At 69.1% G+C, this 26476-nt stretch carries 27 protein-coding genes and 2 tRNA genes; 13 read left to right on the top strand and 16 right to left on the bottom strand.

What is annotated here, in order from left to right:
• Nucleotide 1: 1 nt before the first annotated feature.
• Complete coding sequence (locus tag BN977_RS26820) at nt 2–1606, bottom strand: fatty acid kinase ATP-binding subunit FakA (protein ID WP_036404533.1); 1605 nt, start codon at nt 1604–1606, stop codon at nt 2–4.
• 210 nt (nt 1607–1816) lie between these two features.
• On the opposite strand from BN977_RS26820, the gene rpmB reads away from it, so the two are divergent.
• The gene (rpmB, locus tag BN977_RS26815; RefSeq protein ID WP_024450434.1) at nt 1817–2011 is read left to right on the top strand and encodes a 50S ribosomal protein L28; all 195 of its coding nucleotides are present in this window, start codon (nt 1817–1819) and stop codon (nt 2009–2011) included.
• 82 nt (nt 2012–2093) lie between these two features.
• Here rpmB and BN977_RS26810 read toward each other — a convergent pair whose 3' ends face one another.
• Nucleotides 2094–2777: a uracil-DNA glycosylase gene (locus tag BN977_RS26810; RefSeq protein WP_036402836.1), complete on the bottom strand. Its 684-nt coding sequence runs from the start codon at nt 2775–2777 to the stop codon at nt 2094–2096.
• A gap of 27 nt (nt 2778–2804) precedes the next feature.
• Nucleotides 2805–3755: a thiamine-phosphate kinase gene (locus BN977_RS26805; RefSeq protein ID WP_036402833.1), complete on the bottom strand. Its 951-nt coding sequence runs from the start codon at nt 3753–3755 to the stop codon at nt 2805–2807.
• Between the two features lie 93 nt (nt 3756–3848).
• Between BN977_RS26805 and BN977_RS26800 the strand changes: the two genes are divergently transcribed.
• Genes BN977_RS26800 through BN977_RS26790 form a run of 3 tightly spaced genes read left to right on the top strand, consistent with a single transcriptional unit; the run spans nt 3849 to nt 5193 of the window.
• On the top strand, nt 3849–4091 hold the full coding sequence (locus BN977_RS26800) for an Lrp/AsnC family transcriptional regulator (RefSeq protein WP_024450437.1): 243 nt from the start codon (nt 3849–3851) through the stop codon (nt 4089–4091).
• A gap of 10 nt (nt 4092–4101) precedes the next feature.
• A complete protein-coding gene (locus BN977_RS26795) occupies nt 4102–4647 on the top strand; it encodes a DUF3515 domain-containing protein (protein ID WP_024450438.1) in 546 nt (181 codons plus the stop codon).
• A gap of 15 nt (nt 4648–4662) precedes the next feature.
• Nucleotides 4663–5193: a hypothetical protein gene (locus BN977_RS26790; RefSeq protein WP_036402830.1), complete on the top strand. Its 531-nt coding sequence runs from the start codon at nt 4663–4665 to the stop codon at nt 5191–5193.
• On the opposite strand, the gene BN977_RS26785 is transcribed toward BN977_RS26790, so the two are convergent.
• Genes BN977_RS26785 through BN977_RS26775 form a run of 3 tightly spaced genes read right to left on the bottom strand, consistent with a single transcriptional unit; the run spans nt 5190 to nt 8444 of the window.
• Nucleotides 5190–6293, bottom strand: coding sequence for a D-alanine--D-alanine ligase family protein (locus tag BN977_RS26785; RefSeq protein ID WP_036402827.1), 1104 nt, complete (start codon nt 6291–6293; stop codon nt 5190–5192). The two genes, BN977_RS26790 and BN977_RS26785, sit on opposite strands and share 4 nt — an antisense overlap.
• A 40-nt stretch (nt 6294–6333) precedes the next feature.
• Nucleotides 6334–7437, bottom strand: a complete 1104-nt coding sequence (locus tag BN977_RS26780) for a cystathionine gamma-lyase (protein ID WP_109790353.1) — start codon at nt 7435–7437, stop codon at nt 6334–6336.
• Between the two features lie 8 nt (nt 7438–7445).
• Entirely contained in the window at nt 7446–8444 is a 999-nt protein-coding gene (locus BN977_RS26775) for an NAD(P)H-dependent glycerol-3-phosphate dehydrogenase (protein ID WP_234709671.1), read from the bottom strand.
• Between the two features lie 43 nt (nt 8445–8487).
• On the opposite strand from BN977_RS26775, the gene cofC reads away from it, so the two are divergent.
• The 3 genes from cofC to mutT1 are packed head-to-tail and all read left to right on the top strand — an operon-like array spanning nt 8488 to nt 12402.
• Nucleotides 8488–9168 carry a 2-phospho-L-lactate guanylyltransferase gene (cofC, locus tag BN977_RS26770; protein ID WP_227456158.1) on the top strand — a complete coding sequence of 227 codons (681 nt, stop codon included), beginning with the start codon at nt 8488–8490 and terminating at the stop codon, nt 9166–9168.
• 33 nt (nt 9169–9201) lie between these two features.
• Nucleotides 9202–11364, top strand: coding sequence for an RNA degradosome polyphosphate kinase (locus tag BN977_RS26765; protein ID WP_024450444.1), 2163 nt, complete (start codon nt 9202–9204; stop codon nt 11362–11364).
• 45 nt (nt 11365–11409) lie between these two features.
• Nucleotides 11410–12402 (top strand): 8-oxo-(d)GTP phosphatase MutT1, encoded by a 993-nt coding sequence (gene mutT1, locus BN977_RS26760; RefSeq protein WP_407661213.1) that lies wholly within the window; start codon nt 11410–11412, stop codon nt 12400–12402.
• A 92-nt stretch (nt 12403–12494) separates the two neighbouring features.
• Here the strand turns inward: mutT1 and BN977_RS26755 are convergent, their stop codons facing one another.
• The 3 genes from BN977_RS26755 to leuC form a co-directional block, all read right to left on the bottom strand.
• Nucleotides 12495–13160, bottom strand: a complete 666-nt coding sequence (locus BN977_RS26755) for an HU family DNA-binding protein (RefSeq protein WP_036402820.1) — start codon at nt 13158–13160, stop codon at nt 12495–12497.
• 202 nt (nt 13161–13362) lie between these two features.
• Nucleotides 13363–13956, bottom strand: coding sequence for a 3-isopropylmalate dehydratase small subunit (gene leuD / locus BN977_RS26750; RefSeq protein WP_024450447.1), 594 nt, complete (start codon nt 13954–13956; stop codon nt 13363–13365).
• Nucleotides 13957–13968: 12 nt separating this feature from the next.
• A complete protein-coding gene (gene leuC, locus BN977_RS26745; RefSeq protein WP_024450448.1) occupies nt 13969–15414 on the bottom strand; it encodes a 3-isopropylmalate dehydratase large subunit in 1446 nt (481 codons plus the stop codon).
• A gap of 77 nt (nt 15415–15491) precedes the next feature.
• Between leuC and BN977_RS26740 the strand changes: the two genes are divergently transcribed.
• The 3 genes from BN977_RS26740 to BN977_RS26730 all read left to right on the top strand — a co-directional run bounded on the left by BN977_RS26740 (nt 15492) and on the right by BN977_RS26730 (nt 18828).
• Nucleotides 15492–16193, top strand: coding sequence for an IclR family transcriptional regulator (locus BN977_RS26740; RefSeq protein WP_024450449.1), 702 nt, complete (start codon nt 15492–15494; stop codon nt 16191–16193).
• Nucleotides 16194–16341: 148 nt separating this feature from the next.
• Nucleotides 16342–17619, top strand: a complete 1278-nt coding sequence (locus tag BN977_RS26735; RefSeq protein WP_051561931.1) for a DUF1800 domain-containing protein — start codon at nt 16342–16344, stop codon at nt 17617–17619.
• Between the two features lie 12 nt (nt 17620–17631).
• Nucleotides 17632–18828, top strand: a complete 1197-nt coding sequence (locus BN977_RS26730) for a DUF1501 domain-containing protein (RefSeq protein WP_024450451.1) — start codon at nt 17632–17634, stop codon at nt 18826–18828.
• 53 nt (nt 18829–18881) lie between these two features.
• Here the strand turns inward: BN977_RS26730 and BN977_RS26725 are convergent.
• The 5 genes from BN977_RS26725 to BN977_RS26705 all read right to left on the bottom strand — a co-directional run bounded on the left by BN977_RS26725 (nt 18882) and on the right by BN977_RS26705 (nt 22664).
• A tRNA-Glu gene (locus tag BN977_RS26725) sits at nt 18882–18954 on the bottom strand.
• A 70-nt stretch (nt 18955–19024) separates the two neighbouring features.
• Nucleotides 19025–19099: transfer RNA gene (locus tag BN977_RS26720), tRNA-Gln, on the bottom strand.
• 130 nt (nt 19100–19229) lie between these two features.
• Nucleotides 19230–20690 (bottom strand): glutamate--tRNA ligase, encoded by a 1461-nt coding sequence (gene gltX / locus BN977_RS26715; RefSeq protein WP_036402815.1) that lies wholly within the window; start codon nt 20688–20690, stop codon nt 19230–19232.
• 3 nt (nt 20691–20693) lie between these two features.
• Nucleotides 20694–21476 (bottom strand): fumarylacetoacetate hydrolase family protein, encoded by a 783-nt coding sequence (locus BN977_RS26710; protein WP_024450453.1) that lies wholly within the window; start codon nt 21474–21476, stop codon nt 20694–20696.
• A gap of 9 nt (nt 21477–21485) precedes the next feature.
• Complete coding sequence (locus BN977_RS26705) at nt 21486–22664, bottom strand: alpha/beta hydrolase (RefSeq protein WP_051561929.1); 1179 nt, start codon at nt 22662–22664, stop codon at nt 21486–21488.
• An 85-nt stretch (nt 22665–22749) separates the two neighbouring features.
• On the opposite strand from BN977_RS26705, the gene BN977_RS26700 reads away from it, so the two are divergent.
• Entirely contained in the window at nt 22750–23937 is a 1188-nt protein-coding gene (locus tag BN977_RS26700) for an MFS transporter (RefSeq protein WP_036402814.1), read from the top strand.
• Here BN977_RS26700 and BN977_RS26695 read toward each other — a convergent pair.
• Entirely contained in the window at nt 23934–24539 is a 606-nt protein-coding gene (locus BN977_RS26695) for a dihydrofolate reductase family protein (RefSeq protein WP_036404525.1), read from the bottom strand. The two genes, BN977_RS26700 and BN977_RS26695, sit on opposite strands and share 4 nt — an antisense overlap.
• Before the next feature lie 181 nt (nt 24540–24720).
• Here BN977_RS26695 and BN977_RS26690 point away from each other — a divergent pair, with 181 nt between their 5' ends.
• Together BN977_RS26690 and ahpD are read left to right on the top strand one after the other, a co-directional pair.
• Nucleotides 24721–25308, top strand: coding sequence for a peroxiredoxin (locus tag BN977_RS26690; protein ID WP_036402811.1), 588 nt, complete (start codon nt 24721–24723; stop codon nt 25306–25308).
• Nucleotides 25309–25345: 37 nt separating this feature from the next.
• Nucleotides 25346–25879 (top strand): alkyl hydroperoxide reductase AhpD, encoded by a 534-nt coding sequence (gene ahpD, locus BN977_RS26685; protein WP_024450458.1) that lies wholly within the window; start codon nt 25346–25348, stop codon nt 25877–25879.
• Nucleotides 25880–25886: 7 nt separating this feature from the next.
• Here the strand turns inward: ahpD and BN977_RS26680 are convergent, their stop codons facing one another.
• Nucleotides 25887–26474, bottom strand: a complete 588-nt coding sequence (locus tag BN977_RS26680) for a hypothetical protein (RefSeq protein ID WP_036402808.1) — start codon at nt 26472–26474, stop codon at nt 25887–25889.
• Nucleotides 26475–26476: the final 2 nt, after the last annotated feature.

Raw genomic sequence — 26476 nt, 5'->3', positions numbered from 1 at the left:
CCTATTCCACTCCGATCAGCAGTGCGTCCCCGTCATGGCCGGTGCGATAACACGTCACCTCGATACCCAGATGCCGTTCGTGCACGTGTTTGCGGAGTTGGTCACCGACCGTGTCGTCGACACCCGCGGCCATCAGCACCGTCACCAGCTCGCCGCCGGACGCCAACAGCAGATCCACCAAACCCGATGCCGCAGTGGCGATATCGTGCGCGACGATCAGTACCTCGTCACCGGTGATGCCCAGTCCGTCGCCCGCCTTGCACGCCCCCGCCCACGTCAGCGCCGACTCGGCGGCCACCCGCACCGACCCGTGCCGGGTGGCGGCGGCGGCCCGCGCCATGGTGTAGCCGTCGTCGACGGTCTGGCGGCCGGCGTCGTGCACCGCCAGCGCGGCCAGCCCCTGCACCATGGACGCCGCCGGGACCGGGACCACGTCGATACCCCAGCCGGTCGCCGCGGTGCAGCCGGCGACCAGTTCCTCGGCGGCGATATAGCCGTTGGGCAACAGCATCACCTGCGCGGCATCCGCCTCGACCAGCGCCCGCAACAACTGCTGGGCGGTGATCGGGGTGGCACCGGCCCGCAGCACGCGGGCGCCCTCACCGGTGAACAACTCCGCCGCTCCGTCGCCGTCGACCACCGCGAGCACGGCACGGTCCCGGGTCCGGTGCGCGTGCGGGTGCGCCCCGGCCAGCGCGGTGATCTGGATCCGGCTCAACGACCCGACCGACAGGCCCGCCTCGACGGCGCCGCCCGCGTCGTCGGTGTGCACGTGTACCGAGAACCGCCCGGCGCCGGCGTCGCCGATGGCCACCGAATCACCGAGACCGTCCAGCAGCCCGCGCAGCCGTCCGGCGCCGTCCTGGCGGCAGTCGCTGAGCAGATACATGACCTCGAACTGCGGCGTGGCGGTAGTGGTCACCGCCTCGGCCTGACCGGCGGCCGGTTGGTAGCTCGGCCGTCGTGGCGCGGTACCGGTCAAGGTTGCCGTCATGGCGTCCAGCAGCACCAGCAGGCCACGCCCACCGGCGTCCACCACGCCGGCCTCGGCGAGCACGTCGAGTTGGTCGGTGGTCCGGGCCAGGGCGGTCGCGGCCGCCTCGGCCGCAGCACCCACCACTGACGAAACGTCGGCGCCCGCGCCGGCCTGCTGTTCGGCGGCGCCGGCCGCGGCCTGCAGCACCGACACGATGGTGCCGGGCACCGCTTCCCCCATGGATGCCACGACCAGCCCCTCGGCGCGGCGCAGGGCCTCGGCCAGCACCGGCCCGTCGATCTCGGTCACGCCGCGCCCGGAGGTGACCTCGGCCAGCGCCCGCAGGATCTGGGACAGGATCACCCCGGAATTGCCGCGCGCACCGTGCAGGGCACCTTCGGCGAGCGCGGCCGCCACCCCGGCCACCCCCGACGCGGCGTCGTCACCGGCGCGGTCATCGGCCCACACCACGGCCGAACGCATGGTGAACAGCATGTTGGTGCCGGTGTCGGAATCCGCCACCGGGAAGACGTTCAGGCGGTTGATCTCGTCGGTGTGGGTGATCAGGTGCCCGACGGCGTCGTGCGCCCAGCCGCGCAGGCCGGGAGCGTCGAGCCGAGCCCCCGAAATCTCGGACACATCACTCCTCACCTGACCGCACCGGACCGCGCCAGCCTAGCCACCGCGCCCGACAATCCGGTGCGCTGCTGCACAGGTTGTGGACCGTTTTGGTGATCCACCGACCCGGCCGGTATCCTGGTCAGGTTGTCGGGTCAGCTCGCGACGCCATTTGCGGCGCAGCATCCAGGCCCCCAAGTACTGATACGAGGAGTTCTAGGTATGGCTGCCGTGTGCGATATCTGCGCAAAGGGCCCCGGCTTCGGCAAGTCGGTGTCGCACTCTCACCGCCGGACCAGCCGTCGCTGGGATCCGAACATCCAGACCGTGCGCGCCGTCGCCCGCCCCGGCGGCAACAAGCAGCGCCTCAACGTCTGCACCTCCTGCCTCAAGGCGGGCAAGGTCACCCGCGGCTGATCTTCAGCCGTACGTCGTGCCGATAGGCCGGTGGACTTCGGTCCCCCGGCCTATTTGCGTCTGATCATCCCAGCATCCCCAGTCAGGGCAACCGCCAGTCGATCGGCTCGGCCCCCATCTTCTCCAGCAGTTCGTTGGTCCGGCTGAACGGCCGCGACCCGAAGAATCCGCGCGACGCCGACAGCGGCGACGGGTGCACCGACTCGATCACCGCGCAGCCGCCCTCGGCCAGCATCGGCTTCAGGGTGGCCGCATCGCGACCCCACAGCACCGCCACCAACGGCTGCGGTCGGGCCACCAGCGCCCGGATCGCCCGCTCGGTGACCGCCTCCCAGCCCTTGCCGCGGTGTGAGGCCGGGCTGCCCGGGCGCACCGTGAGCACCCTGTTGAGCAGCATCACCCCCCGCTGCGCCCACGGGGTCAGGTCACCGGTCGCCGGCACGGGGTAACCCAGGTCGGTGCTGTACTCGTTGAAGATGTTGCCCAGGCTGCGCGGCACCGGCCGGACGTCGGGCGCCACCGAGAAACTCAACCCGACGGCATGCCCCGGCGTCGGGTACGGATCCTGGCCGACGATCAGTACCCGCACCGCCTCGAACGGGAACGTGAAGGCCCGCAACACGTTCTCGCCGGCCGGCAGATAACGGTGCCCGGCCGCCAGCTCTTCGCGCAGGAACTCCCCCAGCCGCGCAACCTGGGGGGCCACCGGCTCGAGCGCACGCGCCCAGCCGGGCTCGACGAGGTCAGTCAGAGGGCGTGGTGTCACGAGCGCCAAAACTAGCGTGCCCGGTGCTCAGAACGACTGCCAGCCCGCGCTTCCCCGCCACGGCCGGCCGTCCAGCAGCACACCGGCCGGCCCGTCGAGCACCCGCCCGATGGTGCGCCAGCCCGGCGGCGGCGCTCCGGCGAAGGTCGCCACCAGGGCGTGGTCCTCACCACCGCCCAGCACCCAATCCCAGGCATCGGCACCCGCGGTGGCGGCCACCGGGGCCAGCACGTCGTGGTCGGGGCGCAGCAACTCGGCCGACAGGTCGATCAGCACCCCGGACGCGGCGGCGACATGACCGAGGTCGGCCGCCAGGCCGTCGGACACGTCGGTCATCGAACTGGCGCCGGCACGGGCCGCGGCGGGGCCCTGCCCGTACGGCGGGGTGGGCACCAGGTGACGACGCCGTAGGTCGCCGTATTCCCCGATCCCGTTGAGCCACAAGGTGTATCCCGCTGCCGAGCGGCCCAACTCGCCGGCCACCGCGACGATGTCGCCCGCGCGGGCGGTATCGCGGCGCACGGGTGCGCGGCCACCGAGGTCACCGAGCACCGTCACCGAGATCACCCACAGCGGTGCGCTCACCAGATCGCCGCCGACGATGCCGGCGCCGAATATCGCCGCCTCCGTCCACATCCCGTCGCTCAGCGCGATCGCGGCGGCCGCGGGCGTGTCCTTGGGCGCCCCGAACGCCACCACGAAGGCCGTCGCCGTGGCGCCCATCGCCTCGACATCGGCGGCGTTCTGCGCGATCGCCTTGCGGCCGATGTCGTGCGGGCTGGACCAGTCCAGCCGGAAATGCCGATCCTGCACCAGCATGTCGCTGGACACCGCCGTCCGGCCGTCGGCGGCCAGCACGACGGCGGCGTCGTCACCGGGGCCGAGCACGACGGTCGGTGGTTGCACCCGCCCCGCGGTGATCCGGTCGATGACGGTGAATTCCCCGAGCTGGGCGAGCGTGGGCTCGCTGTCCGTCATCTCACCTGCCTCCACCTCGAACAGTCACGCGACCTGCGGTACGTTTGGGCCCTGCGGCGCCGAGTCTATGTAGTGGAACGGAGGGCACACCCGGTGGTGGAGGCTTTCATGCTGATTCAAACCGAGGTGGGCCGCGCCGAGGTCGTTGCCAAACAACTGGCCGGGCTGCCCGGGGTGCGCTCGGCCGAGTACGTGACGGGCCCGTATGACGTGGTCGCCCGGATCGGCGCGGACTCCCTGACCGAACTGCACGACACCGTCGCCGCCGGCGTGCAGCAGGTCCCCGGGATCACCCGCACGCTGACCTGTCCGATCGCCGACGGGGCCGCCCCATAGAGTTGCGCAGGTGCCCGAGCCCGATACTCACGACGGTCCACCACGGGGCCTGATCATCGCGGCGGCCGGTGTCGCGCTGGCCGCGGTGATCGTGCTGCTGACCCTGGCGGCGATCCGGCAGAGCGATCCGGCGCCGCGCCCGGTCGCCATCGCCGGGGCGCCCGCGCCCGCCGCGAACAGCCCACAATGTGCGGCGCTGCTGGCCAGCCTGCCCGACCAGCTCGGTGACTACCGCCGCGCGGTGGCCGCCGAGCCGGTGCCTGCCGGTGCCGCGGCGTGGCAGCGCAGCGATCCGACCGCCGATCCGGTGATCCTGCGCTGCGGGCTGGACCGACCCGGCGGTTTCGTGGTCGGGGCGCCGCTGCAGGTGGTCGACGAGGTCAGTTGGTTCGAGGTCAAGGGCGACGGCGCGAGCACCTGGTTCGCCGTCGACCGGGGCATCTACGTGGCGCTCACACTGCCGCAGGGGTCGGGCCCCAGCCCGATTCAGGTGATGTCGCGGACCATCGCGCAGGTGATGCCGGCCCAACCGCTGTCGCCAGCGGCGCCCGCCTGAGGCACTATAGGAGAGATGCGACTCAGCAAACTCACGGCCGCCGCGGCGGGAAGTGCCGCCGTCGCCGCCGCCGTCTTGATGCAACCGTTGACCGACGACGGCCCGCTGCCCCACGCCACCGACGCGGTGGCGCTGATGTCTGGCACGCCGACCGCACCGTCGCCCGGCGTGGTCGCCGCCAAGGGCGCCGCGGCCGCCCGCTGGCAGAGCACCACCCAGAGCGCGCTGAAGCGGCTGAACATCGCGTTGGCCGACTTCCAGACCGCGATGGACGCCCAGGACTACCCGACCATGCGCGACGCGTGCGGCCGGATCGGCAGTGTCGGGCACTCGATCGAGAAGACGTTGCCGGCGCCGGTGGAGGACGTCACGGCGCCGATGAGTTCGGCGGCGGCCCGCTTCATCGAGGCCGGAACGCACTGCGACGCCCTGACCCCGGACGGGGATCGCGGCGCGCTCAACACCGTGGTGTCCACCGTCCAGTCCGGGATGGGCGACATCCGCACCGCTCAGGCCGCGCTCGCCGCGGCCAGCCCGAAGAACTAACGCAGGCCGGTGCCGCGGGCCACGGCCGTGTCCACCATCGCCGCCAGCAGCGTCGGATAGTCCACGCCGCTGGCCGCCCACATCCGCGGGTACATCGAGATGGTGGTGAAGCCGGGCATGGTGTTGATCTCGTTGATCACCGGGCCGTCGTCGGTGAGGAAGAAGTCCACTCGGGCCAGCCCCTGGCAGTCGATGGCCCGGAACGCCCGGATCGAGAGCTGCCGGATCTCCTCGGCGACGGCGTCGTCGACCTTGGCGGGCACGTCGAGCTCGGCGGCGTCCTCCAGATATTTGGTGGCGAAATCGTAGAAGCCGTCGTCGCGGCCGCGGACCCCGGCGACCCGGATCTCGCCGACCGTGCTGGCCTCGACGCGGCCGTCGGGAAACTCCAGCACGCCGCACTCCAGCTCGCGTCCCGGCACCGCCGCCTCGACGATCACCTTCGGGTCGTGTCGGCGGGCCTGCTCGATCGCGGCAGGCAACTGATCCCAGGCGGTCACCCGGCTGACGCCGATGGACGATCCACCACGGGCGGGTTTGACGAAGACCGGCAGGCCCAGGCGCTCACGGTCCTCCAGCTCCACCGTCGCGTGGTGGGCGCGCAACACCACCTGGTCCCCGATCGGCAGCCCCTCGGCGGCGAGCAGCTTCTTGGTGAACTCCTTGTCCATGCCCGCGGCGCTGGCCAGCACCCCGGCCCCGACATAGGGCACGCCGGCCAACTCGAGCAGTCCCTGGATGGTGCCGTCCTCCCCGTACGGGCCGTGCAGCACCGGGAACACCACGTCGACGGTGGCCAGCAGGTCGCCGGCGGCCTCGCCGAGCGAGAGCAGCTGACCGCTGCGGTGCGGATCGGCGGGCAGCGCCAGCGCGGTCCCGGAGGCACCGGTCACCTCGGGCAGCCGGCCGTCGGTGATGGCCAGGGTGTCCGGGCGCCCGTCGGTGAGCACCCAGGACCCTTCGGGCGTGATGCCCACGGCGACCACCTCGAACCGCTCCGGATCGAGATTGCGCAGGATGCTGCCTGCCGAAACACACGAGATCGCGTGCTCAGAGCTGCGTCCGCCGTAGACGACGGCGACGCGGATACGGGCACTCACAATCAGGAGACGTTACCGGCTGACGGCGCGACGAGGAGTCTCAGGCCAGTGCGCCCTCGATATCGGCGACGATGTCGTCGGTGTCCTCGATGCCCAGCGACAGCCGGGCAAACCCGTCGCCGACGGGGTCGCCCCACCGGGCCCGGCGGTCCACACAGGTGTGCAGACCGCCGAAACTGGTCGCGGCGACCAGCAGGGAGCTGCGTTCGACCAAGGCGTGCACGGCAGCGGCGTCGGCCAACTCCACGGCCACCAGACCGCCGAAGCGTTTCATCTGCTCGGCCGCGACCGGATACGACGGGTCCCCGGGCAGGCCGGGATAGCGCACCGACCGCACGGCCGGATGGTCGCGCAGCATCAGCGCCACCGCCGCGGCGTTGCGGCATTGCCGTTCGATCCGCAGCCCCGCGGTGCCCAGACTGCGCAGCACCAGCCACGCCTCGAAGGTGCCCAGGATCGGCCCGGCCAGCAGCCGGTCACGCTCCACCCGGGCCATGAGTTCCTCGTTGCAGCCGGCGACGTAGCCGGCCAGCAGGTCGCTGTGCCCGGACAGCGCCTTGGTGGCGCTGGCGACCACCAGGTCCGCGCCCAGGGACAGCGGCTGCAGCGCCAGTGGGGTGGCGGCCGTGTTGTCCACCACCAGGGTGGTGCCCTTGGACCGGCAGATGGTGGCCAGCCGGTGCAGGTCGACCACGTCCAGGGTCGGGTTCACCGGCGTCTCGGCCAGCACCACATCGGCGCCCGCGGCCGCCTCGCACATCTGCGCGGCCGTCGCTTCGATGACGGTAACCCCTTGCGGGGCAAGGTATTCCACGGCGTATCTACGCACCTGGTAATAGCCGTCGGCGGGCACCACCAGCGTCGCACCCGGCCGGGTCAGGACGCGCAGCACCGAGGTGATGGCCCCCATCCCCGAACCGTAGGTCAGCGCGGCGGACGCGCCCTCCAGTTCGGCCAGCGCCGACTCCAGCTGACGCCAGGTCGGATTCGACACCCGACCGTAGGTGTCCAAGTCCGCCGATTCATCGGCGGCCAGATGGTACGCCGACGCGGGCACCGGCGCGGGAGCGATGGGATCACCCGGAACGGCATGCGCGCCAACGGCCTTCACGCTCCGGGTGGAGTCCCCGTAACCGGTGCTCACCATGGCCCCTATTCCGGTTTGGTGCTGCGCCCGAGCAGCAGCATGACGGCTTCCTTGACCGACAACCCGCGGTGGCACACCTGGTGCACGGCATCGGTGAGCGGCATCTCGACGTCGTAACTGGACGCGAGCGCCAGCACCGACTGGCACGAGGTCACCCCCTCGGCGACGTGCCCCTCGGCGGCGTGCAGGGCCGAGTCCATCGAGCCGCCCAGGCCGAGACGCTCCCCGAACGACCGGTTACGCGACCGCGGCGAGGTGCACGTCGCGACCAGGTCCCCGACACCGGCCAGCCCGGCCAGGGTCGCCCCTTTGGCTCCCAACGCGATTCCCAGCCGCATGATCTCGGCCAGGCCGCGGGTGATGATGGCGGCCGAGGTGTTCTCCCCCAGTCCGACGCCCGCGGCCATCCCGCAGGCCAGCGCGATGACGTTCTTGCACGCGCCGCCGATTTCGGCGCCCACCACGTCGGCGTTGGTGTACGGCCGGAAGTACGGGGTGGAGAACGCCCGCTGCAGCGCCACCGCCCGGCCCGAATCGGTGCACGCGACCACGGTGGCCGCGGGTTGCTCGTCGGCCACCTCCTTGGCCAGGTTCGGCCCGGACACCACCGCCACCCGAGCTGGGTCGGCACCGGTGACCTGCACCACCACCTGGCTCATCCGCATCAGGGTGTCCAGCTCGATACCCTTCGCCAGGCTCACCAGCGTGGCATCGGCACCGATCAGGTGCTTCCACTGTTCGAGGTTGCCGCGCATGGTCTGCGACGGCACCCCGAGCAGCACGGTGCAGGCGCCGTCCAGCGCCTCCGCCGGATCGCTGGTCGCCCGGATGCGCTCGGGCAGCAGGGTGTCTTCGAGATAGAACGGGTTGCGGTGGGTCGCGTTGATCTCCTCGGCGAGCTCGGCCCGCCGGGTCCACAACGTGACACCGTTACCGGCATCGGCAAGCACCTTCGCCAGCGCCGTACCCCAGGCACCGGCACCCATCACCGCGGCTTCGACCACGCCTCACCCTAACGCGCCACGCTCTGCTGGCAGGATGGCAAGTGTGAGGCAGGGGCAGTCGGCGACGGGCGCACCCAGGGTGCTGCCACAGGTGGGCCTGGTGATCGCGGTCAAGCGGCTCAACGCCGCCAAGACCCGGCTCGCGCCGGTGCTGTCCGCGGCCACCCGTCAGCGTCTGGTGCTCGCCATGCTGACCGACACCATCGCCGCCGCGGCCGCCGCGCCGGCGGTGAGGTCGATCACCGTCGTCACTCCGGACCCCGCGGCGGCCGCGGCGGCCGTCGACCTGGGCGCCAGGGCGCTGACCGATCCGACGCCGGACGGCCACCCCAACCCCCTGAACAACGCCCTGATGGAAGCCGAAAGATCGCATGCCACAACGGATATCGTCGTGCTTCAGGGTGATCTTCCGGCGCTGCGGGCCGACGAGCTCTCCGATGCCATCGTCACCGCCGCACGCCACCGACGCAGTTTCGTCGGCGACCGGCACGGCACCGGCACCTCGGCACTGTTCGCGTTCGACTCCCCGCTGGATCCCCGCTTCGGCACGGATTCCGCACGCCGCCATACCGATTCGGGCGCGGTCGAACTCACCGGCGACTGGCCCGGCTTGCGCTGCGATATCGACACCCCGGATGATCTGGCGGCAGCCCTGCGGCTCGGCGTCGGCCCCGCAACCAGCCGGGTGGTCGGCAATCTCACCTGCACAGGGTGCGACGGGTAGACCCGTCCCGCCGCGATGCGCAATGATCGGTACATGACCGAAGCCGAGACGCGACCTGCCGATGCCGAGTGGACGTCACCCGAGAGCACTCCCGACGCACCTCCGGCGGCCACCTCGGCGTCGCCGGTGGACGCGTTGCCGGAAGATCGCTACCTCAATCGCGAGCTGAGCTGGCTGGACTTCAACGCCCGCGTGCTGGCACTGGCCGCCGACCCGTCGCTGCCTCTGCTGGAACGCGCCAAATTCCTCGCCATCTTCTCCTCGAATCTCGATGAGTTCTATATGGTTCGGGTCGCCGGGCTGAAGCGACGCGACGAGATGGGGTTGTCGGTGCGCTCGGCCGACGGCCTGTCCCCGCGCGAACAACTGCGGCGCATCGGTGAGCGCACCCAGCAGTTGGCGAGCAGGCACGCCCAGGTCTTCCTCGAATCGGTGCGGCCGGCCCTGGCCGAGCACGGCATCGTCATCGTCACTTGGAACGATCTCGACGAGCGCGAGCGCGAACGGCTGTCGACGTACTTCCACGAGCAGGTGTTCCCGGTGCTCACCCCGCTGGCGGTGGACCCGGCCCACCCGTTCCCCTTCGTCAGCGGCCTGAGCCTCAACCTCGCGATCACCGTCCGCCAGCCCGACGACGGCACCCAGCACTTCGCCCGAATCAAGGTGCCCGACAACGTCGACCGGTTCGTCGAACTGCCGGCCAGGCAATCCGAGGACGGCACGGCGGGACCGGTCCGGTTCCTACCGCTGGAGACGCTCATCGCGGTGTTCCTCCCGGTGTTGTTCCCCGGCTTGGAGATCGTCGAGCAGCACGCTTTCCGGATCACCCGCAACGCCGACTTCGAGGTGGCCGAGGATCGCGACGAGGACCTGCTGCAGGCGCTGGAGCGGGAGCTGGCGCGGCGCCGGTTCGGCTCGCCGGTGCGCCTCGAGGTCGCCGGCGACATGACCGAGAACATGCTCGAGCTGTTGTTGCGCGAACTCGACGTGCATCCCGGTGACGTCATCCAGGTACCGGGCCTGCTCGACTTGTCCTCGCTCTGGCAGATCTACGGTGTGGACCGGCCGGACTTGAAGGACCGCCCGTTCGTGCCCGCCACCCCACCGGCTTTCGGCGAGCGCGAAACCCCGAAGAGTATCTTCTCCACACTGCGCGACGGTGACGTGCTGGTGCACCACCCCTATGATTCGTTCTCCACCACCGTGCAGCGGTTCATCGAGCAGGCCGCCGCGGATCCGAACGTGCTGGCCATCAAGCAGACGCTGTACCGGACCTCCGGTGATTCGCCGATCGTCAACGCGTTGATCGACGCTGCCGAGGCCGGCAAGCAGGTGGTGGCGCTGGTGGAGATCAAGGCGCGTTTCGACGAACAGGCCAACATCAAGTGGGCCAGGACGCTGGAACAGGCCGGCGTGCACGTGGTGTACGGGCTGATCGGGTTGAAGACGCACTGCAAGACCGCACTGGTGGTGCGGCGCGAGGGCTCGACCATACGACGGTATTGCCATATCGGTACCGGCAACTACAACCCGAAAACCGCCCGCCTGTATGAGGATGTCGGCCTGCTGACCGCCTCACCGGAAGTCGGCGCCGACCTCACCGACCTGTTCAACTCGCTCACCGGCTACTCGCGCAAGGAGTCCTACCGCAACCTGTTGGTCGCGCCGTACGGCGTGCGCCGAGGCATCGTCGAACGGATCGAGCGTGAGATCGCCGCGACCCGCGACGGCGCGGAGGGCCGAATCCGGCTGAAGGCCAACGCGCTCGTCGACGAGCAGGTGATCGACGCGCTCTACCGCGCTTCCCAGGCCGGGGTGCGGGTCGAGGTGGTGGTGCGCGGGATCTGTGCGCTGAAGCCGGGAGTGCCCGGTTTCTCCGAGAACATCGTCGTCCGCTCGATCCTGGGCCGCTTCCTGGAGCACTCGCGAATTATTCACTTCAACGCCATCAACGAGTTCTGGATCGGCAGCGCCGACATGATGCATCGTAATCTCGACCGCCGCGTCGAGGTCATGGCTCAGGTGAAGGATTCCCGGCTGACAGCCCAGCTCGATGACATCTTCGAGTCCGCAATGGATCCGGCCACCCGGTGCTGGGAACTGCGGGCCGACGGTCACTGGACAGCTTTGCCACTCGAGGGCCAGACGGTACGCGATCACCAGGTGTCGATGATGGAACGCCATCGGCATCCGTGACGGCTCCACGCGCCGCTGCCGCCACACGACCGCATAGGAGTTGATGTGCCGAACACGGTGACCCGCCCCAGGACGATCTACGCGGCGGGCGCGGTGCTGTGGCGGGAGAACGGTTCCGGCGCGAACGGCGACAGTCCGATCACCGTCGCCGGCGGCGACAGTCCGATCACCGTCGCCGGCGGCGACAGTCCTATCGAGGTCGCCGTCGTGCACCGCCCCCGGTATGACGATTGGTCGCTGCCCAAGGGCAAGGTGGACCCTGGTGAGACCGAACCGGTCACCGCGGTGCGCGAGATCCTCGAGGAGACCGGGTACGCCTGTCAGCTGGGTCGCCGCCTCCCGGCGGTCAGCTATCCCGTCGACGCCGACATCAAGAAGGTGCGGTACTGGGCGGCGCGCACCATCGACGGCGAGTTCATCCCCAATGCCGAGGTGGACCAACTACTCTGGCTGCCGCCCGCGCGGGCGCTGGAGCACCTGCAATACCCCCATGACCGGAAGGTGCTGCGACGCTTCACCAAAGCACCCGCGCATACCAGCACGGTGCTCATCGTCCGGCACGGACTGGCCGGCAGGAGGTCCCGGTACAAGGGTGACGACCGGAAACGCCCACTGGACAAGCGGGGCCGGGCGCAGGCCGAATCACTTGTCGGGCAGTTGCTCGCGTTCGGTGCCGACCGGCTGTACGCGGCGCCGCGGACGCGCTGTCGGCAGACGCTCGAGCCGCTGGCCGAGGAGCTCGGCGTGCCGATCGTCGACGAACCGGCGCTGACCGAGGAGTCTTATATCGACCACCGCGGGCGGGGCCGTTCCCGTGTGCTCGAGATCGCCGGGGAAGCGGTCCAGGCCGGGGGCACGCCGGTGATCTGCACGCAGGGCAAGGTCATTCCGGATCTCATCGCGTGGTGGTGCGAACGCGACGGGGTGAAGCCGGACAAGTCGCGCAACCGCAAGGGCAGCACCTGGGTGTTGTCACTGGCGGGCGAGCGTCTGGTGGCCGCCGATCACATCGGCAGCCCGCTGGCCGTCACGGAGTAAACCCGCCGCAGTGAGCCCATAAGGCTGATCGCACGCGAATACGCCGTGGATCTTGCTGATCCACGGCGTATTCGTGTCGATATCGGGGTGTTCTACTTGCGACCGCGCTTGACGGGCGCTGCCTTCTTGGCCGGAGCCTTCTTGGCAGGAGCCTTGGTGGCGGCCTTCTTGGCGGGAGCCTTCGCGGCGACCTTCTTGGCCGGAGCCTTGGCGACAACCTTCTTGGCCGGGGCCTTGGTGGCCGGGGCCTTCTTGGCCGGAGCCTTCTTCGCCGGTGCGGCCTTGGTCGCAACGGTCTTCTTGGCCGGGGCCTTCTTGGCCGGAGCCTTGGTGGCCGGGGCCTTCTTGGCGGCGGCCTTGGTGGCCGGAGCCTTCTTGGCCGGAGCCTTCTTGGCCGGGGCGGCCTTCTTGGCGGCGGTGCGCTTTGCCGGGGCGGCGGCCACACCACGCTTCACGGCCGGACCATCGGCCGGGAGCTTTTGCGCGCCAGAAACAACCGCCTTGAACTGAGCACCGGGACGGAATGCCGGCACCGAGGTCGGCTTCACCTTGACGGTCTCACCGGTGCGCGGGTTGCGCGCAACGCGAGCGGCGCGACGACGCTGCTCGAAGACACCGAAGCCGGTGATGGTGACGCTCTCGCCCTTGTGCACAGCCCGCACAATCGTGTCGACGATGTTCTCAACCGCCGCAGTAGCCTGTCGACGATCGGTGTCCAACTTGGCTGTGAGTGCGTCGATGAGCTCTGCTTTGTTCATCCAAACCCTCCGAAGTCAGTGGTCCACTTTGGACCGACTAGAGGACACGGTAAACCCATGTGCTGCAGATTTCCAAGAGCCACGCGCAGTTTCAGGCATAGCTGAGGAACTTTTTTGGATTCGGTTGCCCCACTTGGGCGGTGGTACGGCCGTCCGAGAATGTGGTTGCCGGGCGGGATTTGGGCCCCCGGAAGGCCCGAAATCAGGCCGGCAAAGTGGTCGGCTTGAAGCTCGGACGGCGCTGCTCGAAAGCCGTGATTTCGTCCTGTTTCCGCAGCGTAAGGCCTATATCGTCGAGTCCTTCGAGCAGCCGCCAGGCGGTGTAGTCGTCAATCTTGAACGGCACCATGACCGTTCCAGCGGTGATATTCCGATCTTGAAGATTCACAGTGATTTCCAGACCCGGATTCTGCTCGATCAACTTCCACAGCAGTTCCACATCGTCATGTGTGACTTCCGCCGCCAACAGGCCCGCCTTGCCCGCATTGCCCCGGAAGATATCGGCGAATCGGGGCGAGATGACGACCCGGAAGCCGTAATCCATGAGGGCCCACACGGCGTGTTCGCGGGAGGATCCGGTGCCGAAATCGGGGCCGGCGACCAATACCGACCCTTTGTCGAAGGGCGCCAGATTGAGGATGAAGGACGGATCGGTCCGCCAGGCGGCGAATAATCCGTCCTCGAAACCGGTTCGGGTGACCCGCTTCAGATACACCGCCGGAATGATCTGATCGGTGTCCACATTGGACCGCCGCAGCGGGACGCCGATCCCGGTGTGAGTGGTGAAAGCTTGCATCAGGGTCTCCTTCTAGCGGGTCGGTGCGGGGGCCAGATCGGCGGGCGAGGACAGCGTGCCGCGCACCGCGGTGGCGGCGGCGACGGCCGGCGACACCAGATGGGTGCGCCCGCCCTTGCCCTGACGGCCTTCGAAATTCCGGTTGGACGTCGAGGCGCAGCGCTCCCCCGGCGCCAGCTGATCCGGGTTCATCCCCAGACACATCGAGCACCCGGCCTGCCGCCACTCGGCCCCCGCGGCGGTGAAGATCTCCCCCAGGCCTTCGGATTCGGCCTGCGCACGCACCCGCATCGAGCCGGGGACGACGAGCATCCGGACGCCGTCGGCGACCTTGCGGCCGTCGAGGATCTCGGCCACCACCCGCAGGTCCTCGATGCGGCCGTTGGTGCACGACCCGACGAACACCGCGTCCACGGCGATGTCCCGCATCGGGGTACCCGCTCGAAGGTCCATATATGCCAATGCCTTTTCCGCGGCCTGGCGCTCGTCGTCACCCGCCATCAATTCCGGGTCGGGCACGTTCGCCGACAACGGCACGCCCTGCCCGGGATTGGTGCCCCACGTGACGAACGGGCTCAGCGTGGCGGCGTCGATGTACACCTCGGTGTCGAATTCGGCGCCCTCGTCGGTGCGTAACCGGCTCCAGGCCGCCACCGCCGCGTCCCAGTCGGCACCGGTCGGCGCGTGCGGCCGGCCCTTGAGGAATTCGTAGGTGGTCTCGTCGGGAGCCACCATCCCGGCCCGGGCGCCGGCCTCGATGCTCATGTTGCAGATCGTCATGCGGCCCTCCATCGACAGCGATTCGATGGCACTGCCCCGGTATTCGATGACGTGCCCCTGCCCGCCGCCGGTACCGATCTTGGCGATGACCGCCAGGATGATGTCCTTGGCGCTGACGCCGGGGGGCAGCACACCGTCGACATTGACCGCCATGGTTTTGAACGGCTTGAGCGGAAGCGTCTGGGTGGCCAGCACATGTTCGACCTCGGAGGTGCCGATACCCATGGCGATCGCCCCGAATGCGCCGTGGGTGGAGGTGTGGCTGTCCCCGCACACCACCGTCATGCCCGGCTGGGTCAGACCCAGCTGCGGACCGATGATGTGCACGATGCCCTGCTCGGCATCGCCCATCGGATGCAAGCGGATACCGAATTCCTCGCAGTTGCGCCGCAGCGTCTCCACCTGAGTGCGCGACACCGGATCGGCGATCGGCTTGTCGATGTCGATGGTCGGCACGTTGTGGTCCTCGGTGGCGATCGTCAGATCGGGCCGGCGCACCGGCCGACCGGCCAGCCGCAGACCGTCGAACGCCTGCGGGCTGGTGACCTCGTGCACCAGATGCAGATCGATATAGATGAGGTCGGGTTCCTTGGTGGCCCCGGCACCCCCGCCGCGCACCACAACGTGGTCGTCCCACACCTTTTCGGCCAGGGTCTTCGGCTTCTGGCTTTGCTCCATGACTGTCTCGATTCGTGTCGGGGCGTCCGGACGTGACGGGCTGGCAATCTCACGATACGGAACGCTAGTATCTCCCTATGAGACAGGATAGCGGCATCGGCGTCCTCGACAAAGCCGTGGGTGTCCTGCACACGGTGGCCGAATCGCCCTGCGGTCTGGCCGAACTGTGCGAACGGACCGGGCTTCCGCGGGCCACCGCGCACCGGCTCGCCGCCGGGCTGGAAGTGCACCGGCTGCTGGCCCGCGACCCGGAGGGCCGCTGGCGGCTGGGCCCCGCGCTGACCGAACTCGCCGGCCACGTCAACGATCCCCTCGTGGCCGCCGGTGCGGCGATCCTGCCACGGCTGCGCGAAATCACCGGCGAGAGCGTGCAGCTGTACCGGCGGGAGGGCACCGCCCGGGTGTGTGTGGCCGCGCTGGAACCGCCCGCCGGACTGCGCGACACCGTCCCGGTCGGCACCCGGTTGCCGATGACCGCCGGATCCGGAGCCAAAGTCCTGCTGGCGTTCAGCGATGCGGCCACCCAACAGGCGGTGCTGCCGTCGGCGAAATTCACCGAACGCACGCTGGCCGAGGTCCGCAAACGCGGATGGGCGCAGAGCGCCGCCGAACGCGAACCCGGGGTGGCCAGTGTGTCGGCGCCGGTGCGCGACGCCCGCGGCACGGTGATCGCCGCGGTGTCGGTGTCCGGACCGATCGACCGGATGGGGCGCCGCCCCGGAGCCCGCTGGGCCGCCGATCTGCTGGCCGCATCCGAGGCGCTGACCCGCAGACTGTGAGCCGCGACCGCGCAGATGCGGCCAGTTCCGCGACTGGGCCTAGCAAACACAGCAAATGGCTCTATCCTTCTGGGTGAATCGGCCGACACGTCGGCCCGGAGGAGGAACCACGGCGACGCAGTCCCCCCAATGGCTCGCCACCGCGCGGATGTTGCGGAGGGCGGGCTTCGGCACGTCCGGCCGCCAGGTGGATGCCGTGGTGGGCCAGGACTGGTCGGTCTATCTGGACAAGGCGCTGAACATGAATCCGGACGCCGACCCGGGGGCGGTCGCCACCCCGATGCCGGCCCCGGTCACACCGCCGCTGCCGCCGGACAACGCCAACCAGCAGGTCCGTACCCAGTTCATCAGCGGGCTGTACGGGCAAATGCAGGAACTCTCGGCCTGGTGGCTGCGCCGGATGGCCGCCGTGCAGCAGCCCGTCCACGAGAAATTGACGTTGGTGTGGCACAACCACTTCGCCACGTCGGCGGAGAAGGTGGTGGCCGCCGAGCTGATGGCCGCCCAGAATCAGAAGTTGCGCACCTTGGCCCTCGGCGACTTCCGGGTGCTCGCCTACGCGATGCTGACCGACGCCGCGATGGCGCAGTGGCTCGACGCCGTGCGCAACACCAAGGCGGCCCCGAACGAGAACCTGTCCCGCGAATTCATGGAGCTGTTCACGTTGGGGCACAACAACGGTTACACCGAAACCGACGTCCGCGAAGGCGCCAGGGCACTGACCGGACGGTATGTCGCACCGGGCGCGACGACGATCGTCGCACCGGAGAATCACGACACCTCACCCAAGACGGTGCTCGGTGTCACCGGTAACCACGACGACAGGGCGTTCTGCGATATCGTGCTGGGCCAGCCCGGCTCGGCGGGTTTCATCGCCGGAAAGTTGTGGCGGCTGCTGGCCTCGGATTCCCCCGCGACGCCGGACACCCTCACCCGGTTGGTCGCCGCGTACGGACCCGACCGGAATCTGAAGGCACTGACCAAAGCCATCTTCCTCGACCCGGCCTTCACCGCCGCGGCGGGCAGCATGGTGACTCCGCCGGTCGAATGGTTGATGGGTGTCGTCCGCGCGCTCGCGGTCCCGCTGGACGGCCCCGACACCATCGCCGGCTGCAGTGCGGTGCTGACCGTGATGGGCCAACGCCCCTTCTATCCCTACGATGTCGGCGGCTGGCCCCGCGGCCGGGCCTGGTTGTCCACCACCAGCACGGCCGCGCGCGTATGGGCGGCCAACAAATTCGTCCCGGTGGGCGACATCTCGGTCGTGCAGGACGCCGGCGTGGCCGATCGCGTCGACGCGGCCGGATACCTCCTCGGCATCGGCGCCTGGTCGGACAGCACGGCCGCCGCCCTCAAACCGCTGGCCGGCAATCCGGTCCGGCTGGTCATCGCCGCGGTCAACACCCCCGAATACCTGACGTCCTAGCGAGATACACCCATGCCCCAGATGAACCGACGCAATTTCCTGATCGCCAGTGTGGGGGCCGCGGGTCTGCTGTCGGGCGCGGCCGTCACGCTTCCCCAGCTGCTGCACCACGGGCAGCAGCGCCCACTGGCCACCGACGCCGGCATCCTGGTGATCCTCACCCTCTACGGCGGCAACGACGGGATCAACACCGTGATCCCGGTCACCGACAACGCCTATCACGACGCGCGCCGCGATCTGGCGTTCGCACCGCACGAGGTGCTCGACCTCGACGGCCGGCTGGGGCTGAACCCGGCGCTGGCCGGGCTCAAGGACATCTGGGCGGACAACCAGCTGGCGATCGTCCGCGGCGTGGGCTATCCGAAACAGGACCGCAGCCACTTCCGCTCCATGGACATCTGGCAGACCGCCTCGCCGACCGCACCCGCGTCCTCGGGCTGGATCGGACGCTGGCTGGACAGCAGTGGCGACGATCCGCTGCGCGCGGTCAACGTGGGGTCGGTGCTGCCACCGCTGGCCGTCGGCGAGAAGCACGTCGCCGCAGGCCTTTCCGTGAGCATCCCGCAGGTCCCCGATGACGTGGCCGAGACCCTGGACGCGCTCAGCTCACCCGATCCCCGGGACTCACCGGCGATGGCCGCGGTCCGCAGCAACTACCAGGCCTACAAGACAACCGATTCGGCGTTCAGTGCGTTCACCGACAAACCGCTGCCCGATCCGACCATCACCGCGGGCCGGCAGCTGGCCGAGGACCTGGACCTGGTGGCCCAGTGTGTGAAGGCCGGTGTCCCGACGCGGGTGTACATGGTGACCCTCGGCGGCTTCGACACCCACGCCGACGAGCGGGGCGAGCACCAGCGGCTGCTCAAGGCTCTCGACGATGCGCTGGCCCCGTTCCTGCGCCAGATGGGACGCACCGCACACGGCCGCAATGTGGTGGTGATGGTCTACTCCGAGTTCGGCCGGCGGGTGGGGGCCAATGCGTCCCAGGGCACCGACCACGGCACCTCGGGCCCGGTGTTCATCGCCGGCCCGCGGGTCAAGGGTGGCTTCTACGGGGACGAGCCCAGCCTCACCGACCTGGACGACGGCGACCTGAAGACCACGACCGATTTTCGTGACATCTATTACGAGCTGCTGAGCGGGACACTGAATTCGGATCCCGAGCCGTCGGTCGGGGCGGGCCGCAAGCCCATCGGATTCCTCTGACCCCCGATACGACGAAAGTCCCGGGACTTCGCAGTCCCGGGACTTTCCCGTTGTACCCCCGATGGGATTCGAACCCACGCTACCGCCGTGAGAGGGCGGCGTCCTAGGCCGCTAGACGACGGGGGCTAGAACGTGATCCGGAGGGAAAGCATAGCTGACGAGCGGGTGCTGACCTAATCGCCGGACCGTACTGCATTGGCTGGGGTACCAGGACTCGAACCTAGAATGGCTGAACCAGAATCAGCTGTGTTGCCAATTACACCATACCCCAAGGGCTGCCTATCACCGCAGGTCACAGGCATTTTCGGTCCGAATCACGTGGTGGGGGTCCGCCCACCCGCGCTTTCCGGGCCGACGAGCAGACTACCAAAGATTTCGGAGTGCTTTTCACACCGGCCCGCCTAGGGCCGGTCTGCCCCGGCCCGCACCGCTCGCAACCTGGCCAGACTGCGCTCGGCGCCCAGCAGTTCCATCGATTCGAACAGCGGCGGGCTCACCGTCGCACCGGTGACGGCGACGCGGATCGGTCCGAACGCCTTCCTCGGCTTGAGCTCAAGACCGTCCAGCAGGGCCGCCTTGAGCGCGGTCTCGATGGCCGGGGCGGTCCACTCGGCCAGGCCCTGCAGGGCCGTCAGGGCGGCGTCCAGGACGGGCGCGGAGTCCGGGCCGAGTTCCTTGGCGGCCGCCTTGTCGTCGAGCACATAGGCGTCGTCGTTGAAGAACTTCAACAGCTCCCACGCGTCGCCGAGCACCACGATGCGGGTCTGGATCAGCGCGGCCGCCTCCGCGAAGGCGGCGTCGTCCAGGGTGGTGTCGTGCCCGTGCGCGCCCAGGTAGGCATCGAGGCGGGCGGTGAAGTCCTGCGGCGTGAGCGCGCGGATGTGCTCGGCGTTGATGGCGTCGGCCTTCTTCTGGTCGAAACGCGCCGGGTTGGAGTTGACGTCGACGACATCGAAGGCGGCGACCATCTCGTCGAGCCCGAAGACGTCGTGATCGTCGGCGATACCCCAGCCGAGCAGGGCCAGGTAGTTGAGCAACCCCTCCGGGATGAACCCGCGATCGCGGTGCAGGAACAGGTTCGACTGCGGGTCGCGCTTGGACAGCTTCTTGTTGCCCTCCCCCAGAACGCTTGGCAGATGGGCGAATTCGGGGACCCACTCGGCGATTCCGATCCGGATCAGCGCACGGTAGAGCGCGATCTGGCGCGGAGTGGACGGCATGATGTCCTCACCGCGCAACACATGGGTGATTCTCATCAGCGCGTCGTCGACAGGATTGACCAAGGTGTACAGCGGATCTCCGCTGGCCCGGGTGATCGCGAAATCCGGGACCGAGCCGGCCGGAAAGCTCACCGGTCCGCGAACCAGGTCGGTCCAGGAGAGGTCCTCATCGGGCATCCGCAACCGCAGCACGGGTTTACGCCCCTGCGCCGCGAACTCCGCCCGCTGCTCGTCGGTCAGGTCGCGGTCGAAGTTGTCATAGCCCAGTTTCGGGTTGCGGCCCGCCGCGATGTGCCGGGCCTCCACCTCTTCGGGGGTGGAGTACGCCTCGTACACCTCGCCGGCGGCCAGCAGTTGGGCGATCACGTCGCGGTAGATGTCGGCGCGCTGCGACTGGCGGTATGGGCCGTGCGGCCCACCGACCTCAACGCCCTCGTCCCAGTTCAGCCCGAGCCAGCGCAGCGCGTCCAGGATCGCGTCGTAGCTCTCCTGGCTGTCGCGGGCGGCGTCGGTGTCCTCGATGCGGAACACGAAGGTGCCGCCGGTGTGCCGGGCGTAGGCCCAGTTGAACAGCGCGGTGCGCACCAGGCCGACGTGCGGGTGGCCGGTCGGGGACGGACAGAAACGTACGCGCACAGCCATCGTCTATTTTCCTTTACGCACAACGGGATTGGTGAGGGTGCCGATGCCCTCGACGGTGATGCTCACGGTGTCGCCGTCCTCGATGGGGCCGACACCCTCTGGGGTTCCGGTGAGGATCAGGTCGCCGGGCAGCAGCGTCATCACGGCCGACACCCATTCCACGATCGCCCCGACGTCGTGCAGCAACAGCGCGGTGTTGCTGTCCTGACGCACCTGCCCGTTGACTTCGGTGCGCAGGTCCAGCCCGGACGGGTCGACGGCGGTCTCGATCCACGGGCCCACCGGGCAGAAGGTGTCGTGCCCCTTGGCCCGCATCCACTGGCCGTCCTTCTTCTGCTGATCGCGCGCCGAGACGTCGTTGGCGATGGTGTAGCCGAGGATGTAGTCGGCGGCCTTCGCCGCGGGCACGTCCTTGCACGGCCGTTCGATGACGGCGACCAGCTCGCCCTCGTGGTGCACCGGGTGGGCGTCGGCGGGCAGCTGGATGGGCACGTTGGGGCCGATGATGGCGGTGTTGGGCTTGAGGAAGATCACCGGATCCTCGGGCGGTTCGCCGCCCATCTCGCGGGCATGCGCGGCGTAGTTCTTGCCCATGCAGACCACCTTGCTGGCCAGGATCGGCGCGAGCAGCCGCACATCGGCCAGCGGCCAGCTGCGGCCGGTGAAAGTGGGGTTGCGCGACAGATACTGCTCGGCGATCTCACGGCACACCGCATCGGAGTTCGGGTCGCCTTCGATGACTACGAAGGCGACACCGTCGGGACTGGCGATTCGACCAAGACGCATTGGTCCAGCCTAGTGAGCGAACTGCGCCGCCAGAAAAGGGGTGGAGTCCGCCATCGACGCCAGCACCGTGCCCGAGTGGTCCTGGTCGGGATAGACCTTCAGCGTCACGTCCTGGCCGCTGGCCCGCAGCCGTTCGTCGAGCGCGATGGACAGCGTCGGCGGCACGTCGCGGTCACGCAGTCCCACGCCGAGGAAGATCGGCCGGTCATACCCGTCGGTGGGCGTGCCCAGGTAGGCGTCCAGCGCGTCGGCCAGCCCGGGCAGCGATGCCAGCGGCGCCCGGAAGAACCCGCTCGGCGTCATGCCGGCCAGGGCCTTGTCCAACGCCGGCTTGCACAGCGTCTCGGCTTGTTGCACGGCGCTGCGCCCGGCCGGGGTCAGCACGCCGTCGACACCGAGATCGGGGCGGGCGTCCCGAAACCCGGCCAGGATGTAGGCGGTGTAACTGTTGGCGGCCGGGCCCACGTTCGGGGGCAGCGTCATGTCGGGCCCGGCCTGTTTGACGATCGATTCCACATTGAACGGGGTGCCGGTGGCCACCACCCCGCGGTAGTCCAGCCCGGCGCCGCGGCTGAATTCGGTGGCCCAGCGGGCGCTGTTGACGGCGGCGCTGCCGCCCTGTGATTGGCCCACCAGCGCCCACTTCGGCGACAGCGGCAGGTCCAGCTGGTGCGCGGCGATCACCGATTCGACGACGCTGTGCGCGGTCGAGACGCTGTTGAGGTAGCTCATCAGCCCTGGCGTGCCCAGCCCGGCATAGTCGGAGCCCACCACCACGTACCCCTGGTCCAGCCAGTGCGACAGGTACTCGTTGTCGCGCTCGCTGCGCGGCAGCGCCGACGGTGTGCAGTCATCGCCGAGCCCGACGGTGCCGTGCGCCCAGGCGATCACCGGCCAGCCACCCTCGGGCGCCCGGCCGGCGGGCACGAATACCGCCGCGGTGCTAACCGCCGGTGAATCATGTTGGTCCACTGTAGAATACAGGATCCGGAAGGCCCGCGCGGCGTCCGGGACACTCAGGGCGGGGTTCAGCGGCACCGACGCGATCAGCTTGCCGGGCGCCGGGATCGGGGCGCCGAAGTTGCGGGCATCCAGGCCCGACCAGTCGGCCTGGGCCGCGTGCGCGATCGGTGTGGTGGCCGCGATCCCCAACGCCAGCACGAGGCCGGCCAGTCTGCGCAGGTTCACCGGTCCAGGCTATGACAGTTCCCACGTCTCTCATATTGTGGGATAATCGTTCAATATCATGGGAACGACGTGACACCATGACGGTATGACCACCACGACTATCGGCACCGCCCGTCGCTGGTCCATGCTGGTGATCGCGCTCACCGCGACCACCTGCGCCAACGTCTTCATCAACGGGGCCGCATTCCTCATCCCGACCTTGCACACCGAACGCGGGCTGGATTTGGCGCGGGCGGGCACCTTGTCGGCGATGCCGAGCCTGGGCATGGTGACGACGCTGATCCTGTGGGGCTATGTCGTCGACCGGTTCGGCGAACGCCTGGTGCTGACGCTGGGCTCGGCACTCACGGCGGCGGCCGCGTTCGCCGCGGCCTCGGTGCAGTCCCTGGTCGCGGTCGGCGCCTTCCTGTTGATCGGCGGAATGGCCGCGGCCAGCAGCAATTCCGCGAGCGGGCGACTGGTGGTGGGCTGGTTCCCGCCCGAACAACGCGGCCTGGTGATGGGCATCCGGCAGACCGCAACACCACTGGGCGTGGGGCTGGGCGCGCTGATCATTCCCCGGCTTGCCGAATCTCACGGTGTCGCAACGGCATTGCTGTTCCCCGCGATCGTGTGCGCGCTGGCCGCGGTCATGTGCCTGGCCGGGGTGATCGACCCGCCGCGGCCGCCGCGCGCCGAGGCCCCCGACGAGCACCTGGCCAACCCCTACCGCGGCTCGTCGGTGCTGTGGCGCATCCACGCCGTCTCGGTGCTGCTGGTGGTGCCGCAGTCGGTGGTCTGGACGTTCACCCTGGTGTGGTTGATGACCACCCGCGGATGGTCGGCGGCCTCGGCGGGGCTGTTGGTGACGCTCGCCCAGATCCTCGGTGCCGCAGGACGGATCGCCGCGGGGCGTTGGTCAGACGTGACGGGGTCGCGGCTGCGGCCGATCCGCACCATCGCCGCGGGCGCCGCGGCGTCGATGGCACTGCTGGCCGTCACCGACTGGCTGCACTCCCCCGTCAGCGTCGCCCTGGTGGTGATCGCCTCGGTGATCACGGTGTCCGACAACGGGTTGGCCTTCACCGCGATCGCCGAGATCGCGGGCCCGTTCTGGAGCGGCCGCGCGCTGGGCACCCAGAACACCAGTCAGCACCTGGCATCCGCCGCCGCCGCACCGTTGTTCGGCGCGCTGATCGGAGTGTTCGGCTACCCGGCGGCGTTCGCGGTGTGCGCGCTGTTCCCGGTGGTCGCCATCCCGGTGCTGCCCACCGATCCGCACGGCCCGAGTTAGGCGCTCATATCCCCGGTTTCGGGGATGCCGTCGGCCAGCGCGTAGCGCAGGTGCACGGTGCCCTTCGGACTGGCGGCCGGCGGCTGTAGCAGGGTGAGGTTCGCGGGCACTGCGCCGCCGTCGAACACCTTCTTGCCGGCGCCCAGCACGATCGGGTGCACCCAGAGATCCAACCGATCGAAGAGCTTCTCACGCAACAGGGTCTGCACCAGGTTGAGGCTGCCCACGACGCACACCCGGTCGTGCCGATCCCGGATCTCACGGACCGCGCCAACCAGATCCGGGCCCAGCTGCGTCGACCCCGCCCAGGACAGCTCGGGCGTGCCGCGCGAGGCCACGTATTTGGGGAGGCGGTTGAACAGCGTGCCGAAGGCGTCATCCTGGTGCGGCCAATACGCGGCGAAGATGTCGTAGGTGCGCCGGCCGAGGAGCAGCGCGTCGACACCCTGGTAGGCCGCGGCGATCTGCGCCCCGGTGACGTCGTCCACCAGCGGCGCCTGCCAGCCGCCGAAGGCGAACCCGTCCGGGTCCTCGTCGGGGCCGCCCGGTGCCTGCGCGACGAGATCGAGAGTGGCGAACAGTTCTATCTGGATGTGTCCCATGGTGATCAGACCCACACCGCCGCCGAAACTCATCGCGACCGCCAAACGGGCTATTGCACATGATGTTTCACCCTGTGTATGTGTCGACAATCACGGAGGGAGGTGTTGTCGAGCGCCCGCCGAACACGCAGAATCGAAGCAGTAAACATTGGAATTGTTCCAGTTTAGAAAGGCGTTCGAGATGCCGTTGCTCACCATCGGTGATCAATTCCCCGCGTACGATCTCACTGCCGTCATCGGCGGCGACCTGTCCAAGGTCGATGCCAAGCAGCCCGACGACTATTTCACCAAGGTCACCAGCGCCGACCATGCCGGCAAGTGGCGGATCGTGTTCTTCTGGCCGAAGGACTTCACCTTCGTCTGCCCCACCGAGATCGCGGCCTTCGGCAAGCTGAACGACGAGTTCGCCGATCGGGACGCCCAGGTGCTCGGGGTGTCGGTGGACAACGAGTTCGTGCACTTCCAGTGGCGGGCCCAGCACGAAGACCTCAAGAAGCTGCCGTTCCCGATGCTGTCGGACCTCAAGCGCGAACTGTCCACCGCGACAGGCGTACTGAACTCCGAGGGGGTGGCCGACCGGGCCACCTTCATCGTCGACCCGAACAACGAGGTCCAGTTCGTCTCCGTGACGGCGGGTTCGGTCGGACGCAATGTCGACGAGGTCCTGCGGGTGCTCGACGCCCTGCAGTCCGACGAACTGTGCGCCTGCAACTGGCGTAAGGGTGACCCCACCATCAACGCCGGCGAGCTGCTGGCCGAGGCGGTCTGAGCGTGAGCATCGAGCGAGAAGCGGAGCGGGATCGCGCATGAGTATCGACAACATCAAAGAGGCGCTGCCCGAGTACGCCAAGGACCTCAAGCTCAACCTCGGCAGCATCGCCCGCAGCACCGAGCTGTCCGAACAGCAGCTGTGGGGCGCCTTCGTCGCGACGGCCGCCGCCACCAAATCGCAGCGGCTGCTGCGGGAGATCTCCGAGGACGCGCTCGATGTGCTGTCCGAGGAGGCCTACCATGCGGCGCTGGGCGCGGCGGCGATCATGGGCATGAACAACGTGTTCTACCGCACCAAGGGCCAGCTCGACGGGCGCTACGACGATCTGCGCGCCGGCTTGCGGATGAACATCATCGCCAATCCCGGTGTCGCCAAAGAGGATTTCGAGCTGTGGTCGCTGGCCGTCTCGGCGATCAACGGTTGCGGGCACTGCCTGGCCGCGCACGAGACCGTGCTGCGCGACGCCGGGGTGGACCGGACCGTCATCTTCGAGGCGATCCGGCTGGCCGCCATCGTGTCCGGGGTGGCGCAGGCGCTCTCGACGGCCGACGCGCTCGCGGCGGTCTGATCCGGGTCTAATCTGTGGGCTGCTGGTCCTGCCGCTTGTCCGGCAGGACCAGCAGCGCCGCGACCAGGAAGCACAACGCCCCGACGAACGTACCGAGATTGGCCAGCGGCGCGTCGACCGTCGCCCCGGCCCTGGTGACGAACGCGGCCAGCGCCGACACTCCGAAGGCCACGCAGCCCGCCAGGTTGATCCATTCGGCTTGCCAGTCAACCGATCTGGGCGCCCACCACCCGACGACCACGACGCCGAGCACCCCTGAGATCAGGAAGGCCGTCGACCCGGTGGCATCCGGGGCCCAGACGTAGCGCCGTTCCCCGAGCACCGTGTGCGCCCACACCGCGGCCCCCGTGCTGACGTTGAACAGTACGGTGCCGGCGAACTGCACGGCCGACGACCACCACGGCACGCCCCGGCCGGACAGCCGCAGCTGCATCCAGGCCGCGCTGGTGAAGAACCACGACCCGACGAAGCACAACGCGTTCGCCGCCCCGGAGCCGGCCAGCGCCGAGAATCCCGGTACGGTCGCCGTGGCGAAAAAGGCCGATCCGGTGGCGAACAGCCAGCATTGCCGGCGCAGCGTCGCGACGGCGCCCACCG

This window comes from Mycolicibacterium cosmeticum (genome assembly GCF_000613185.1).
GTDB lineage: Bacteria > Actinomycetota > Actinomycetes > Mycobacteriales > Mycobacteriaceae > Mycobacterium > Mycobacterium cosmeticum.
Note: the sequence above shows the minus strand (reverse complement) of the source record. Positions and strands in the feature narration are given on the sequence as shown.

Excerpts from the sequence above, each read along its gene's own strand:
- rpmB (WP_024450434.1), top strand. The coding sequence starts at position 1,817 with ATGGCTGCCGTGTGCGATATCTGCGCAAAGGGCCCCGGCTTCGGCAAG.
- BN977_RS26805 (WP_036402833.1), bottom strand. The coding sequence starts at position 3,755 with ATGACGGACAGCGAGCCCACGCTCGCCCAGCTCGGGGAATTCACCGTC.
- BN977_RS26790 (WP_036402830.1), top strand. The coding sequence starts at position 4,663 with ATGCGACTCAGCAAACTCACGGCCGCCGCGGCGGGAAGTGCCGCCGTC.
- BN977_RS26765 (WP_024450444.1), top strand. The coding sequence starts at position 9,202 with ATGACCGAAGCCGAGACGCGACCTGCCGATGCCGAGTGGACGTCACCC.
- BN977_RS26755 (WP_036402820.1), bottom strand. The coding sequence starts at position 13,160 with ATGAACAAAGCAGAGCTCATCGACGCACTCACAGCCAAGTTGGACACC.
- leuD (WP_024450447.1), bottom strand. The coding sequence starts at position 13,956 with ATGCAAGCTTTCACCACTCACACCGGGATCGGCGTCCCGCTGCGGCGG.
- leuC (WP_024450448.1), bottom strand. The coding sequence starts at position 15,414 with ATGGAGCAAAGCCAGAAGCCGAAGACCCTGGCCGAAAAGGTGTGGGAC.
- BN977_RS26740 (WP_024450449.1), top strand. The coding sequence starts at position 15,492 with ATGAGACAGGATAGCGGCATCGGCGTCCTCGACAAAGCCGTGGGTGTC.
- BN977_RS26735 (WP_051561931.1), top strand. The coding sequence starts at position 16,342 with ATGTTGCGGAGGGCGGGCTTCGGCACGTCCGGCCGCCAGGTGGATGCC.
- BN977_RS26730 (WP_024450451.1), top strand. The coding sequence starts at position 17,632 with ATGCCCCAGATGAACCGACGCAATTTCCTGATCGCCAGTGTGGGGGCC.
- gltX (WP_036402815.1), bottom strand. The coding sequence starts at position 20,690 with ATGGCTGTGCGCGTACGTTTCTGTCCGTCCCCGACCGGCCACCCGCAC.
- BN977_RS26710 (WP_024450453.1), bottom strand. The coding sequence starts at position 21,476 with ATGCGTCTTGGTCGAATCGCCAGTCCCGACGGTGTCGCCTTCGTAGTC.
- BN977_RS26700 (WP_036402814.1), top strand. The coding sequence starts at position 22,750 with ATGACCACCACGACTATCGGCACCGCCCGTCGCTGGTCCATGCTGGTG.
- BN977_RS26695 (WP_036404525.1), bottom strand. The coding sequence starts at position 24,539 with ATGGGACACATCCAGATAGAACTGTTCGCCACTCTCGATCTCGTCGCG.
- BN977_RS26690 (WP_036402811.1), top strand. The coding sequence starts at position 24,721 with ATGCCGTTGCTCACCATCGGTGATCAATTCCCCGCGTACGATCTCACT.
- ahpD (WP_024450458.1), top strand. The coding sequence starts at position 25,346 with ATGAGTATCGACAACATCAAAGAGGCGCTGCCCGAGTACGCCAAGGAC.